Origin of the sequence: Sphingomonas sp. Leaf257, from assembly GCF_001422185.1 — a bacterium.
GTDB classification, from domain to species: Bacteria; Pseudomonadota; Alphaproteobacteria; order Sphingomonadales; family Sphingomonadaceae; genus Sphingomonas; species Sphingomonas yabuuchiae.
In genome coordinates this window covers 154,955-167,641 of sequence record NZ_LMMH01000032.1, presented here as the reverse complement: position 1 = coordinate 167,641, position 12,687 = coordinate 154,955, and the positions used below count along the sequence as shown (strand labels likewise).

The window sequence follows — 12,687 nt, the reverse complement described above, 5'->3', positions numbered from 1 at the left end:
CGAGCCTCACAGGGGCTTGTCGAATTTGTCAGACCATATACGATCCTTGAGAGAGCAGATGGGAGGTTGGAATGATGATCGACCGGCGGAGCGTTTTGGCAGGGGCGGGCGCGGTGGCGCTGATGGGCAAGGCCGCGCAAGCGGCGGGACCGGATGGGTTCCGGCCCGGCGAAGTATGGAACGACACGAACGGCGTCGCGATCAATGCGCATGGCGGCGGCCTGCTGCGTCATGGCGGACGCTGGTGGTGGCATGGCGAGCACAAGACGGCCGGAGACGCGGGCAACCGTGCGCAGGTCGGCGTCCATGCCTATAGCTCGGCCGACCTGGTGAACTGGCGCGACGAGGGGGTGGCGCTGGCGGTCTCGGACGACCTCGATAGTCCGATCGCGCGCGACTGCATCCTGGAGCGGCCCAAGGTCGTCTATAATCCGCGCACTCGGAAATTCGTGATGTGGTTCCATCTGGAACTGCGCGGCAAGGGGTACGGCGCGGCGCAGGCGGGCGTCGCGGTCGCCGACCGGCCGCAGGGGCCGTTCCGTTTCCTGCGCGCGGGCCGCGTCAATCCGGGCATCTGGCCCGCCAATGCGACCGCAGAGGACAAGGCGCCGGACACCAAGCTGGCCCAGGACATGCCCGGCGGGCAGATGGCGCGCGACATGACGGTCTTCGTCGACGACGACACCGCCTGGCATGTCTATGCTTCGGAAGAGAATGCCACGCTCCAGATCGCACGGCTGACGCCCGACTGGACCAGGCATGACGGCTATTATGTCCGTGCGCTGCCCGATGGCGGGAACGAGGCGCCCGCGCTCTTCAAGGCCAAGGGGCGCTATTACATGTTCGCCTCGGGGCTTACCGGCTGGCGACCCAATCCGGGGCGGGTCTACGTCGCGGACAAGGTGACGGGGCCGTGGCGCTCGCTGGGCAATCCGGTGCGCGGGAGCGAGGTCGACCAGAAGACGACCTTCCATTCGCAATCCACCTTCGTCCTGCCGCTGCCCGCCGCGCATCCGGGCGGTGAGCCGCGCTTCATCTTCATGGCGGATCGCTGGCGGCCCGAAAATGCGATCGACGGACGCTATGTCTGGCTGCCGGTGGAATGGGAGGGGGAGACGCCGGTGCTGCGCTGGCGGTATCGCTGGACGCTGGCGGATGGGTGGGAGGGTTAAACGCCACCGCCGTTCAGCCTGAGCGAAGTCGAAGGCCACGGGATTCCCTTCGTGGCTCATCGCGGAACGTGCGCTTCGACTTCGCTCAGCGTGAACGGCTGTTGAGGAGGCACGTGGCGAGGGAATGGCGGGGCATGAGAAATAGCCGAGCCGCCGCCTCTTCCGGCAGACCCCAACCCTAGCTACATCCGGGTGATGACCGAACCCGTTGCGCCGACGCCGCCCATTGCCCAGACCCGCCCGCACAGCTTCACCGCGCACGGGATCACCATCACCGACCCCTATGCCTGGCTGAAGGACCCCGCCTATCCGGAGGTCGAGGACAAGGACGTCCTCGCCTATGTCGAAGCGGAGAACGCCTATTTCGAGGCGGTCATGGCCCCGCGCCAGCCGCTGATCGACCGGCTGTACGAAGAGATGAAGGGGCGGATCAAGGAGGACGAATCCTCGGTCCCGCAAAAGGATGGCGACTGGCTCTACTGGACCGGGTTCGAGACCGGTGGGCAATATCGCAAATGGTGGCGCAAGCCGGTCGCGGGCGGTCCGGACGAGCTGCTGCTCGATGAACCGGCGCTGGCCGAGGGCAAGGAATATTTCCGGCTGGGGGCCTTCTCGATCAGCAACAATGGCCGCTACCTGGCCTATGCGATCGACGACAATGGCTCGGAACGGTTCGAGGTGCGGATCAAGGACCTGACCACCGGCGAGCATTTGCCCGAGGTCATTCCCGGCATGCTGTCGGAGATCGTCTGGGTCGCCGACGATAGCGGCTTCCTCTATGGCGTGGCGAATGCACAGTGGCGCACCGACAATGCGCGCTTCCACAAGCTGGGCACGCCGGTCGAGAACGACGTCGAGCTGTTCCATGAGGATGACGAAGGCTATCGCGTCGCCGTCGCTGAAACCTCCGCGCGCAACTGGATCGTGATCGCGACCGGCGACCATGTCACCAGCGAGGTGCGGCTGCTGCCTGCCGACAATGTCTTCGCCGAACCGATCCTGGTCGCCCCCCGCAAGGAGGGCCGCGAATATGACGTGGACGAGCATGACGGCACGCTGTTCATCCACACCAACGATGTGGATCCGCAATTCCGCCTCTGCACCGCCTCGATCGACCATCCCGGCGAGTGGCACGAGCTGATCGGGCCGGACCCGCATTTCTACATGACCGGGGTGGAGTGCTATAAGGACTTCTTCGTGGTCGAGGGGCGCGAGGACGGCTTGGACCGCATCGCCATCCACCGCTACGACACGCCGACCATACCCCAGCGGATCGAATTTCCCGAGGCGAGCTATACGGCGGGCCTGGGCGACAATCCCGAATACGACGTCTCGGTGCTGCGGCTGGGTTACGAATCCATGGTCACGCCGGGCACCGTCTATAATTACGACGTCGCGACCGGCGGCCTGACCGTGTTGAAGGTGCAGGAAATCCCGTCGGGCTATGACGGCGACAAGTACCGGACCGAGCGGCTGAAGATCGCCGCGCGTGATGGGACGATGGTGCCGGTGTCGATCGTCTATCCCAAGGACTTTCCGCGCGACGGATCGGGCAAGCTGTTCCTCTATGCGTACGGCGCCTATGGCTATGCGATTCCGCCGGGTTTCTCGACGGGGCGCATGAGCCTGCTCGACCGCGGCTTCGCCTATGCCATCGCGCATATCCGCGGCGGCGACGATCTGGGCCAGCAATGGTATCTAGACGGCAAGCTGGAAAAGCGGACCAACACCTTCCATGATTTCGTCGACGTGGCGAAGGGGCTGATCGAGGGCGGTTGGACCAAGGCGGGCCAGATCGCCATCGCAGGCCGTTCGGCGGGCGGCGAGCTGATGGGCGCGGTGGTCAATTCCGATCCCGAGCTGTGGGGCGCGGTGATCGCCGATGTGCCGTTCGTCGACGTGCTCAACACGATGATGGATGCCGAACTGCCGCTGACGCCGGGCGAGTGGCCCGAATGGGGCAACCCGATCGAGGACAAGGCGGCGTTCGAGCTGATCCGCAGCTACAGCCCCTATGACAATGTGAAGGCCCAGGCCTATCCGCCGATGTTCATCTCGGGCGGGCTGAACGATCCGCGCGTCACCTATTGGGAGCCCGCCAAATGGGCCGCCCGGCTTCGCGCGACCAAGACCGACGACCATCTGCTGCTGCTCAAGACCAATATGGGCGCCGGGCATGGCGGCAAGTCGGGCCGGTTCGAAAGCCTGCGCGAGGGCGCGGAGGAGCACGCCTTCATCCTGTGGCAGATGGGAGTCGAATCCTGAGCATAGAGGCGATCGTCGCGCGCTACGGCGTTGCGGCCATCGCGCTCGGCGCCGGGCTGGAGGGTGAGACGGCGGTCGTGACGGGCGGCATCCTGTCGCATCAGGGGCTGATCGGCTGGCCCGCCGCCTTTCTTGCTGCGGCGATCGGGTCGTTCCTGGCGGACCAGGTCTTCTTCACCATCGGCCGGCGGGCGCGCGACGGGCGCTGGGTGGGCAAGTTGCGCAAGCGGCGGGTCTATACGCGCGTCACGAAGCTGATGGAGCGTTACCCGGTCGGCTTCATCTTCGCCTTCCGCTTTCTCTATGGCCTGCGCACGATCAGCCCGGTGGCGCTGGGCACCAGCCATGTGTCGACCCGGCTGTTCGTCGCGGTCAATGCCGCATCCGCCTTGTGCTGGGCAGCGATCTTCACCGGCATCGGTTATCTGTTCGGTGAGGCGTTTCACGAACTCGCCGCGCGCTATCGCCCGACACTGCCGCACATCTTGATGGCGGCCGGGCTGGTGATGGTCGCCGCCGCGATCGGCTGGGGCGTCCGCGCGCTGTGGTTGCGATACAGGGAAACGGACGAACAGGCATGAGCCGCTTCACCATGACCTTCACCGCCCAGCCCGATCATATCGACGAGCTGGGCCATGTGAACAACGCCGTCTGGGTCCAGTGGATTCAGGCGATTGCGGGCGCGCATTGGGAATCGGTCGTGCCCCCCGAACATGCCGCCGCCCATGTCTGGGTCGTGACGCGGCACGAGATCGACTATCGCGGCAATGTCGTGGCGGGCGAGACGGTGGCCGCCGAAACCTGGGTGCCGGACCCGCCCAAGGGCGCGCGCTTCGACCGGCATGTCCGCTTTCTGGATGCCGAAGGCCGGGTGAAGGTGGAGGCGGTGACGACCTGGGCGTTGATCGACCGCGCCACCGGCCGGTTGCTGCGCGTCACGCCCGAGATCGCCGCACCCTTCTTTCAGCTTTGACCGCAAGAAGCGGGACGCTTCGGACACGTCCCTGCGCTAAGGTCGCGCCCATGTTGAGCCAATGCACCATGGCCTCGCCGGTGGGCGAGCTGACCCTCGTGGCGAGCGAGCAGGGCCTGCGCGCCGTCCTGTGGACCGAGGAGCGGGCCGGGCGGGTGAAGCTGCCCGAACGACAGGGCGATCCGGCGCACGCGATCCTGACGGAGGCGATGTGCCAGCTGACCGAATATTTCGCGGGGGAGCGCCGCGTGTTCGACCTGCCGCTCGATCCCGTCGGCACCGATTTTCAAAAGGCGGTGTGGACCGGCTTGAACGCCATTCCCTATGGCGAGACGCGCAGCTACGCCGCGCTCGCCACCGCGATCGGGCGGCCGGGGGCATCGCGCGCGGTCGGAGCGGCGAACGGGCGCAACCCCCTGTCGATCGTGACGCCCTGCCACCGGGTGATCGGCGCGAACGGCACGCTCACCGGCTTTGCGGGTGGACTGGCGGTCAAACAATGGCTGCTCGCACACGAACGTGGTGAGCCGGCGCTGGCGCTGGCATGAGCTATCCGCCGCGTGCCTTTCGCGAGACGCGGGAAGAGGTGCTGTTGAAGGCCGTGGCGGAAATCGGCCTCGCTTCGCTGGTGGTGGTGCGTGATGGCGTGCCCGAGGCGGTTTCGTTGCCGATGATCGCGACGCGCGATGGCGGGGCGCTGATCCTGGAAGGGCATGTGGCGCTCGCCAATCCGGTCTGGCGGCTGGCCGAGGGCGGTACGGCGGCGCTGGCGATCTTCCAGGGGCCGCATGCCTATGTCCATCCCGGCTGGTATCCGACCAAGCGCGAGCATGGAAAGGTCGTGCCGACCTGGAATTATGTGGTGGTACAGGCGCATGGGGTCCTGTCCGTCACGCGCGATCCCGAATGGCTGGCGGCCCATCTGGCGCGCCTGACGGAGACGCGGGAAGCGGGCCGGGCAGAACCCTGGTCGATGGACGATGCGCCTGTGGATTTCATCCATGGCTTGCAGCGGGGCATCGTCGGCCTGACCCTGCGCGTCGCCCGGCTGGAGGGCGTGTGGAAGACCGCCCAGCATCACCCCGAGCCCAATCGGCGCGGCGTGATCGCCGGACTGGCGGCATCGGACGTGCCTGGTGACCGGGCGATGGCGGCCGTGATGGAACAGGCCGAGCGCGACCGGGCGGGGTAAGGCGGATCATCCGACTCATTCCTCCCCTGGAAGGGGAGGAATCGGATCACCGCAACGTGACGGCGATGTCACTGGTGGCGGGAGAAATGCGGCCCTACCGGGCCGGATATCCGTCCATGTCGGAGACTCCGGATGCGCCTGTTGCCCGTTTGCTCCACGCTTTTCGCCATCCTGCTATCCGCGCCCGCCCCGGCAGAGGTGCCTGCCACGCCCTGCTGCCGGACTCTGGGTGAAGTGCGTGCCAACATCGACCGGATCGACGACCAGATCCTGCGCCTGATGGCCGAGCGGTCGCGCTATGTGGCGCAGGCCGGGCGCTTCAAGACCTCCGCCGCGACCGTGCGGGACGAGGCGCGGATTCGGCAAATTCTAACGCGCATCCGGGAAAAGGCCGTGACGCAGGGGGTAAGCCCGGATGTGGCGGAAGCGACCTTCCGCGCGATGGTCGAGGGATTCACGGCGGAGGAGGCGCGGCAGAAGAGGCGGTAGGTTCAGGCCTGTTCCTCTCCTTGCCGGGGAGGAACAACGGGAGTCACTCCTCGTCCCAGATAATCGCGATCGGCGCGTCGATTCCCAGCACCGCATGAACCTGACAGGCCGCCGCCGCCGCTTCCAGTCGCTTGCGCTGCGCCGTATCATATCGCCCCGACACCCGGACCGTCACGCCCAGCGTGGTGATCCGGCGCGGCGCATTGCCCATCTGCTTGGTCACGGTCGCCGTCGCGCCCGCCAGTTCCAGTCCGGCGACGCGGCCCGCCATCGCCATGATGCTCAGCACGCAGCCGCCCAGCGACACCGACAGCAGGTCGCTGGGCGAGAAATTCTCGCCGCGCCCGCCCAGTTCCTGCGACGCGTCCATGACCAGCACCGCGCCATTATCGGGATGGGCGACATGACAGCGCAGGCCGCCTTCGTAATGAACCACGAAATCCGCCACCGCTTTTACCCGCTGTTGCGCAACGCCGTGGCGATGCCGTTGATCGACAGCAATATGCCCTCGCCGATGCGCGGATCGTCCTCGCCCGCGCGGTGGCGCTTCATGAGTTCGATCTGGAGCAGGTTGAGCGGCTCGATATAGGGCAGGCGCAGGCGGATCGACGCCTCCAGCGCCGGATTGTCGGACAGCAGGCGTGTCTGGCCGGTGACGGTCAGCAGGCCGTCGCGCGCGCGGTGCCAGCCGTCATGGATCCGCCCGAAGATCGCATCGCGCAGGGCTTCGTCCTCGACCAGCCCGGCATAGCGCCGCGCGATGCCGATGTCGGACTTGGCCAGCACCATCTCCATATTGGCCAGCGTGGCCGCGAAGAAGGGCCAGTGTTTCGCCATCTCGGCGAGCAGCGCCTTGTCCTCGAAATTCGCGATCGCGGTGCCGACGCCGTACCAGCCGGGCAGCATGACGCGCGCCTGTGCCCAGCTGAACACCCAGGGGATGGCGCGCAGATCCTCGATCGCGTCGGACTTCTTGCGGCTGGCCGGGCGGCTGCCGATCTTCAGGCCCGCGATCTCGGCGATCGGCGTCATCTGGCGGAAGAAGGTACGGAAACCCTCGGTGCCATAGACCAGCCCGCGATAGGTGGAGAAGGCGGTGGCCGACAGTTCTTCCATGGCGGCGGTAAAGCGCGCGGTGTCCGCCGCCGACAGCCGGTCCGGCTCCAGGCTGGCGAGCAATGTCGCCGACGCCATGGCTTCCAAATTGGTCAGCGCCGAATCGCGCGTGCCGTATTTGCCCGCGATCACCTCGCCCTGTTCGGTGATGCGGATGCGGCCCTGCACCGTGCCATGCGGCTGGGCGCGGATCGCGGCAAAGGCGCTGCCGCCGCCACGCCCGACCGCGCCGCCGCGCCCGTGGAACAGCTGCATCCTGACGCCCAGTTCGTCGAAGACCGGGCGAAACGCGCTCGACGCCTTGGACAGCGACCAGGTGGAGGTCAGATAGCCGCCATCCTTGTTCGAGTCCGAATAGCCGATCATCACCTCCTGATGGCCCCGCGCGCGGACGATCGCGGCGATCTCCGGCAGCGCGAAATAGGCGCGCATGATCTCGGGGCCTGCCTCCAGATCCTCGATCGTCTCGAACAGGGGCACCGCCATGATCGCGGCGGTGGCGGGCTCGCCGGGGCGGTAGAGGCCGAATTCCTTCAGCATCAGGTTGATTTCGAGCAGGTCGGACACCGACTTGCCCATCGAGACGATATAGTTGGTGATGCACTTCGGCCCATAGGTGGCATGGGCATCGGCGGCGGCCTGGACGATCGCCAGTTCGGAGCGGGTCTCGTCCGAATAGTCGGCATAATGGCTGAACAGCGGCCGGGCATTGGCCAGTTCGCGACGGAGCAGCGCGACACGCGCCTCCTCGTCCAGGGCCAGATAATCCGCCTCGACCCCGGCAACCTTCAGCAGCTCGGCGACGACGCGTTCATGCACCGCCGAATTCTGCCGCAGGTCGAGCGTGGCGAGGTGGAAGCCGAACGTCTCGACCGCGCGGATCAGCCGCCCGAGCGCACCACCGCTGGCCAGCGCCCCGTCGCCCTGTGCGGCCAGCCCCCGCGCGATTGCGACCAGATCGGTGCGCAGTGCCTTGGGGTCGGGATAGGGGTCGCCGGTCAGGCGGCCGGGGCGCGGCGGGGTCTTGCCGGTCAGCTTCTGATGCGTGGCCGAAAGCCGCGCGTAAATGCCCGACAGTGCGCGGCGATAGGGCTCGTCCGAGCGGCTCAACGCCTCGTCGCCGCTGGCATCGGCCAGCGCCAGCACCGCCTCGTCCACCTGCACATGGCCGGTCGAGATCGACAGCTCGGCGCCCAGCGCATGCACCCCCTCACAATAATGGGTCAGCACCGCATCCGCCGCCTGGGCGAGCGCGGTGGTCAGCGACTCGGCGGTGACGAAGGGATTGCCGTCGCGGTCGCCGCCGATCCACGAACCGGGGCGTAAGAAAGCGGGCACGCGCGCGCCGAACGCCTTGTCCCAGCGCTGGTACAAAGCGGGCAGCACCGGCAGGAACACGTCGCGCAGGTACGACAGCGCCGTCTCGACCTCGTCGGTGACGTAGAGCCGCTCGCGGCGCAGCACGCGCGTCTGCCACAACAGCGCGATCTGGCGGCCGATCGCCGCGTCCACATCGTCGCCATCGGGCGTGACGTCACGGCCCGCATCACGCATCGCCAGCAGTTCGGCGATGCGGTTGCGGTGGTCGATCATGCTCTTGCGCCGCACCTCGGTCGGGTGCGCGGTCAGCACGGGGACGACCAGCGCCTGCGCCAGCAGCTCCATCGCGGCCTCGCGGTCAATACCCTGTTCGGACAGCGTCGCCAGCACCTCGGCAATGTCGGTGCCCGGCTCGCGCGCAATGCCCTGCCGGTCCTCGGCCAGATTGGCGAGCATCGAGAACAGCATGAAGCCGCGCACGAAATCCAGCGTCTCGTCGAGCGCGAGGCGTTCCAGTTGCAGGTCGACCGACCCGTCCTCGCCCAGCCCGCGATAGCGATCGACCGAGGCACGCCGGATTGCCTCGGTCGCCTCGAATAGCGCGTCGCCGCCATAACGGCGGATCACATCGCCGAGCTGGGCGCCCAGGAAGCGTATATCGGCATTGTTGGCGATCGGAGGCAGGGTCGTCATGGGCGCTATTGCTGCAACGCAATAGGGCAGGCGTCAACCGATTGCGGACGGTAATTTTGGTATAATATCTAGGCGCGGCAATTACGGGATATTGCGCCTCGACGTAAGGTTGGTCACGGCTAGGGAGTCGCCTGCGATCCCATCAATGTCGACGGGGTCAGGGTCGGGGCGACGACCAGCAGGTCGAATTGCAGGCTCTTTTGGCGCCACGTCGGCGGCATATCCTTGGGTGGATGGGCACGAAGCTGGCGCAGATCGACCAGCATCCATTCGGAAGAGCCGCTATCGAGCCCGCCCAGCGCGTCCTTCAGCCAGACATAGTCCGCATCGTCGGTCATGACGAAGGGCTCGGTGCGCACCTGCCGCCCCACGCCGTTGTAAAGGGCATGCACACCCTTGGCGCCATAGACTGCGATGTGCAGCGACTCGGCGCCTTCGCCCTCGGCGCGTTCGGCGATGAAATTGCCCAGGTCTCGCTGGTCGAGCCCGTTGACGCCCTTGGCGGCGTGGAGATCGCCGAACTTGAACAGAACTCGCGCCGATTTGGGAACCTCGGCCAGATGCTTCATCAGCGTCCGCTTCATCAGACGGGCACGGCGTCCGTTCGAGGCATAGCCATCGTCATTCTGACCCAGATAGATGGCGCGCGTCTCGACCAGGCTGTCGAACAGCTCGCGAACCCGCTGCCCGCCGTCGCGCCGGACGGCGGCGTCCGCGTCGGCCAGCTGGGCCTCGCCGATCGTGAAGATCAGCAGATCGCCGACCGATCCCGATGCCATGGCCTTTTGGCTGGCCGCGCGGTCGAGCTCGACCAACTGCGCGATCGCGGTGCGGGCGACGGGGCCGGGGTGGGCGGCCTGCATCTGTTCGAGCAGAAAGCCGGACACACCAAAAAATTCTTGGTCCAGGCCCCAGATCGCGAAGTCGGGCCCGGCCATCTTGGCGCAATCGGCCGCCATGTCGCTTTCGTCGCGGCCATTCTGGAAGGCCATGCCGTCGGGATGCGTCTGCATGAACGCGGTAAGGCGCGCGACCCGGTCGGGGCGGCGGAGATGGGCGTTGACGATCCGGGCGGCCTCGGGCCCCGTCTCGACGGCAAAGGCGCGCAGCCCGTCCGGCGCCATCAGACGGCATAGGCCGCGCGCAAACATCGGGATTTCGCGTGACAGATGATCCTCCCCGATCATCACATAGCGCGCCTTGGTGACGGCATCGGCGATGGTCGTGGCGCCTGGGCCGTGCAGTCCGGTCGCGTCGACGCCGAAATGCGATCGGGCCTGCGCCAGGCGATCGGCAAAGGGCGGCTTCTTTTGGGGTTCCTGGGCCGACAGCGTGGTTGCGCAGGCCATCAGCGTCACCGTCATCCATAGCTTGCGCATGATCATGCCCCCCAATCCGCATAATCTGACGCATGGTGTCGGCCCTGCCTAGGTCCTCCGTACCGGGCGCCGTGGCGTCAGTTCGCATTCCCCGGCGGGGTCGCGTTCGCGCCCGTCGCGACCGGATTGCTGGGTGTGGCAGGCCGTTCGGTGCGCGACGCCTCGCGTTCTTCGGAGGTGACGGTGCCGTCGCGGTTCAGGTCCATCCGGTCGAAGCGCGCCAGCATCCCTTCGAAGAACTCGCTTTCGGTGATCTCGCCGTCCTTGTTGCGGTCCAGCTCCCACAGGCGCGAATTGGTCGTGGGCATTTCATCGGCGGTGATGATGTCGTTGCCGTCGCGGTCCAGTTCGCGGAAGCGGCGCGCCATCATGCTGCCAAAGTCGACGCGGGACGTGACGGAGGGCGGAACGAAGCCCGCCTTGGCGGCGGCGCGGTCGGCTTCGGCGCGGTTCTCCGCCTTTTTGCCACAGGCGGTCGTGGTGGCGGCCAGTGCCATCAAACCCAGGCTGATCAGGCCCCTTGCCCATCCACGCATTCGACACTCCCGCTTCGTTACGCTTCCAGCTCAACGTCCCAATAGAGCCAGTCGTGCCATGTTTCATGCAGATAATTGGGCGGGAAGCTGCGGCCATGTTCCTGTAAATGCCAGTTTGTCGGGCGGATCGGCTCGATATGCAGCGGCATCGCGGCCTGGCGCGGGGTGCGTCCGCCCTTCTTCAGGTTACAGGGCGCGCAGGCGGTGACGACATTCTCCCAGGTCGTCCGCCCCCCTTGCGCGCGCGGGATGACATGGTCGAAGGTCAGGTCGCGGTGCGATCCGCAATATTGGCAGGAGAAGCGGTCGCGCAGGAACAGGTTGAAACGGGTGAAGGCCGGGAATTGCGACGGCTTCACGAATTGCTTGAGCGCAATGACCGAGGGCAGCTTGACCTTGGCGGTCGGGCTGCGCACCTCGCGCTCATAATGGGCGACGATATCCACCCGGTCGAGGAACACGGCCTTCACCGCGGTCTGCCAGGGCCAGACCGACAGCGGATAATAGGACAGCGGCGTATAGTCCGCATTCAGTACGAGCGCCGGACAACTGTCCGGGTGTCGGATCAAATCGGGATGAAACACAGCTCCTCCCATCGATGTACGCCGACGCTATTCGCGCAAGCGCGTGACATGGCTATGACACTCGGGCGTATGAGAACATGCTATTGGAATCGCGGTCAAGAGGGCGGGCGATGAGTGGAGCGCCACGCACCACGCGTTTCGCGCCCAGCCCGACCGGGCGGCTGCATCTCGGCCATGCGCTGTCGGCGGTGCGTGCGTTCGATCTGGCGCGTGCGGGGGGCGGGCGCTTCCTGCTGCGGATCGAGGATGTCGATGGTACGCGCAGTCGGCCCGAGCATGTCGATGCCATATTGCGCGATCTGGAATGGCTGGGGCTGGAATGGGACGAACTGTCCTTCCAGTCCGAGCGGCTGGACCTTTATGCGGCGGCGCAGGCACGGCTGGCCGATCTGCTCTATCCCTGTTTCTGCACCCGCGCCGAAATCGCCGCCAGCCTGTCCGCGCCGCATGGCGCGACGCCGCTCTATCCGGGGACGTGCCGCCATGTGTCGCCCGAGACGCGCGCCGCGCGGATGGGGGAGCCGCATAGCTGGCGGCTGGACATGGCACGCGCGGTCGAGCGTGCCGGGCCGCTGACCTGGCAGGACGAATATGCGGGCGAGGTCGTCGCCGATCCGCTCGCCCATGGCGACGTCATCCTGGCGCGCAAGGATGCCCCCGCCAGCTATCATCTGGCGGTGACGGTCGATGATGCGGCGCAGGGCGTGACCGACGTGGTGCGGGGCGTCGATCTGTTCGACGCCACCCATGTCCACCGATTGCTCCAGGCGCTGCTGGACCTGCCGACGCCGCTCTATCACCACCACCCGCTGATCGTCGGCACGGACGGCCAGCGTCTGGCCAAGCGGCACGGTGCGCCCGCCCTGGCGGCGATGCGCGAGGCGGGCGAGGGCGGCCGCGCGCTGGCGGATGCGCTGCGGCGCAATATGCTTCCCGCTGGATTTCGGCTGGGGGAGGCGTAAGCTCAA

Annotated in this window: 13 protein-coding genes; 8 read left to right on the top strand and 5 right to left on the bottom strand. The window is 66.7% G+C overall.

Annotated features, from left to right (window positions below; translation table 11 throughout):
* Positions 1-71 precede the first annotated feature (71 nt).
* The 7 genes from ASF14_RS13605 to ASF14_RS13575 all read left to right on the top strand — a co-directional run bounded on the left by ASF14_RS13605 (position 72) and on the right by ASF14_RS13575 (position 6,091).
* Positions 72-1,172 carry a glycoside hydrolase family 43 protein gene (locus tag ASF14_RS13605; RefSeq protein ID WP_056435889.1) on the top strand — a complete coding sequence of 367 codons (1,101 nt, stop codon included), beginning with the start codon at positions 72-74 and terminating at the stop codon, positions 1,170-1,172.
* A 195-nt stretch (positions 1,173-1,367) separates the two neighbouring features.
* Positions 1,368-3,437 (top strand): S9 family peptidase, encoded by a 2,070-nt coding sequence (locus tag ASF14_RS13600; RefSeq protein WP_056435886.1) that lies wholly within the window; start codon positions 1,368-1,370, stop codon positions 3,435-3,437.
* Entirely contained in the window at positions 3,413-4,018 is a 606-nt protein-coding gene (locus tag ASF14_RS13595; protein WP_236697072.1) for a DedA family protein, read from the top strand. Before ASF14_RS13600 ends, ASF14_RS13595 begins: the two co-directional genes overlap by 25 nt.
* Complete coding sequence (locus ASF14_RS13590; RefSeq protein WP_056435878.1) at positions 4,015-4,410, top strand: acyl-CoA thioesterase; 396 nt, start codon at positions 4,015-4,017, stop codon at positions 4,408-4,410. Before ASF14_RS13595 ends, ASF14_RS13590 begins: the two co-directional genes overlap by 4 nt.
* A gap of 50 nt (positions 4,411-4,460) precedes the next feature.
* Positions 4,461-4,958, top strand: coding sequence for a methylated-DNA--[protein]-cysteine S-methyltransferase (locus ASF14_RS13585; protein WP_056435875.1), 498 nt, complete (start codon positions 4,461-4,463; stop codon positions 4,956-4,958).
* On the top strand, positions 4,955-5,602 hold the full coding sequence (locus ASF14_RS13580; RefSeq protein ID WP_056435871.1) for an FMN-binding negative transcriptional regulator: 648 nt from the start codon (positions 4,955-4,957) through the stop codon (positions 5,600-5,602). The genes ASF14_RS13585 and ASF14_RS13580 overlap by 4 nt, the downstream gene beginning before the upstream one ends.
* A 132-nt stretch (positions 5,603-5,734) precedes the next feature.
* The gene (locus ASF14_RS13575; RefSeq protein ID WP_082442257.1) at positions 5,735-6,091 is read left to right on the top strand and encodes a chorismate mutase; all 357 of its coding nucleotides are present in this window, start codon (positions 5,735-5,737) and stop codon (positions 6,089-6,091) included.
* 43 nt (positions 6,092-6,134) lie between these two features.
* On the opposite strand, the gene ASF14_RS13570 is transcribed toward ASF14_RS13575, so the two are convergent.
* The 5 genes from ASF14_RS13570 to ASF14_RS13550 all read right to left on the bottom strand — a co-directional run bounded on the left by ASF14_RS13570 (position 6,135) and on the right by ASF14_RS13550 (position 11,719).
* Positions 6,135-6,539: an OsmC family protein gene (locus ASF14_RS13570; protein ID WP_056435868.1), complete on the bottom strand. Its 405-nt coding sequence runs from the start codon at positions 6,537-6,539 to the stop codon at positions 6,135-6,137.
* A gap of 5 nt (positions 6,540-6,544) precedes the next feature.
* On the bottom strand, positions 6,545-9,220 hold the full coding sequence (ppc, locus tag ASF14_RS13565) for a phosphoenolpyruvate carboxylase (RefSeq protein ID WP_056435866.1): 2,676 nt from the start codon (positions 9,218-9,220) through the stop codon (positions 6,545-6,547).
* 119 nt (positions 9,221-9,339) lie between these two features.
* A complete protein-coding gene (locus tag ASF14_RS13560) occupies positions 9,340-10,599 on the bottom strand; it encodes a hypothetical protein (RefSeq protein ID WP_156361186.1) in 1,260 nt (419 codons plus the stop codon).
* Between the two features lie 77 nt (positions 10,600-10,676).
* Positions 10,677-11,135, bottom strand: coding sequence for an EF-hand domain-containing protein (locus ASF14_RS13555; protein ID WP_056435861.1), 459 nt, complete (start codon positions 11,133-11,135; stop codon positions 10,677-10,679).
* A 17-nt stretch (positions 11,136-11,152) separates the two neighbouring features.
* Entirely contained in the window at positions 11,153-11,719 is a 567-nt protein-coding gene (locus ASF14_RS13550) for an HNH endonuclease (RefSeq protein ID WP_042485172.1), read from the bottom strand.
* A gap of 110 nt (positions 11,720-11,829) precedes the next feature.
* Between ASF14_RS13550 and gluQRS the strand changes: the two genes are divergently transcribed.
* The gene (gene gluQRS, locus ASF14_RS13545; RefSeq protein ID WP_056435858.1) at positions 11,830-12,681 is read left to right on the top strand and encodes a tRNA glutamyl-Q(34) synthetase GluQRS; all 852 of its coding nucleotides are present in this window, start codon (positions 11,830-11,832) and stop codon (positions 12,679-12,681) included.
* Positions 12,682-12,687 lie beyond the last annotated feature (6 nt).

What these genes read in the sequence shown, in the direction of transcription:
- ASF14_RS13605 (WP_056435889.1), top strand. Translation starts at nt 72, where the DNA reads ATGATGATCGACCGGCGGAGCGTTTTGGCAGGGGCGGGCGCGGTGGCG.
- ASF14_RS13600 (WP_056435886.1), top strand. Translation starts at nt 1,368, where the DNA reads ATGACCGAACCCGTTGCGCCGACGCCGCCCATTGCCCAGACCCGCCCG.
- ASF14_RS13590 (WP_056435878.1), top strand. Translation starts at nt 4,015, where the DNA reads ATGAGCCGCTTCACCATGACCTTCACCGCCCAGCCCGATCATATCGAC.
- ASF14_RS13585 (WP_056435875.1), top strand. Translation starts at nt 4,461, where the DNA reads ATGTTGAGCCAATGCACCATGGCCTCGCCGGTGGGCGAGCTGACCCTC.
- ASF14_RS13580 (WP_056435871.1), top strand. Translation starts at nt 4,955, where the DNA reads ATGAGCTATCCGCCGCGTGCCTTTCGCGAGACGCGGGAAGAGGTGCTG.
- ASF14_RS13575 (WP_082442257.1), top strand. Translation starts at nt 5,735, where the DNA reads ATGCGCCTGTTGCCCGTTTGCTCCACGCTTTTCGCCATCCTGCTATCC.
- ppc (WP_056435866.1), bottom strand. Translation starts at nt 9,220, where the DNA reads ATGACGACCCTGCCTCCGATCGCCAACAATGCCGATATACGCTTCCTG.
- ASF14_RS13560 (WP_156361186.1), bottom strand. Translation starts at nt 10,599, where the DNA reads ATGCGCAAGCTATGGATGACGGTGACGCTGATGGCCTGCGCAACCACG.
- ASF14_RS13555 (WP_056435861.1), bottom strand. Translation starts at nt 11,135, where the DNA reads ATGCGTGGATGGGCAAGGGGCCTGATCAGCCTGGGTTTGATGGCACTG.
- gluQRS (WP_056435858.1), top strand. Translation starts at nt 11,830, where the DNA reads ATGAGTGGAGCGCCACGCACCACGCGTTTCGCGCCCAGCCCGACCGGG.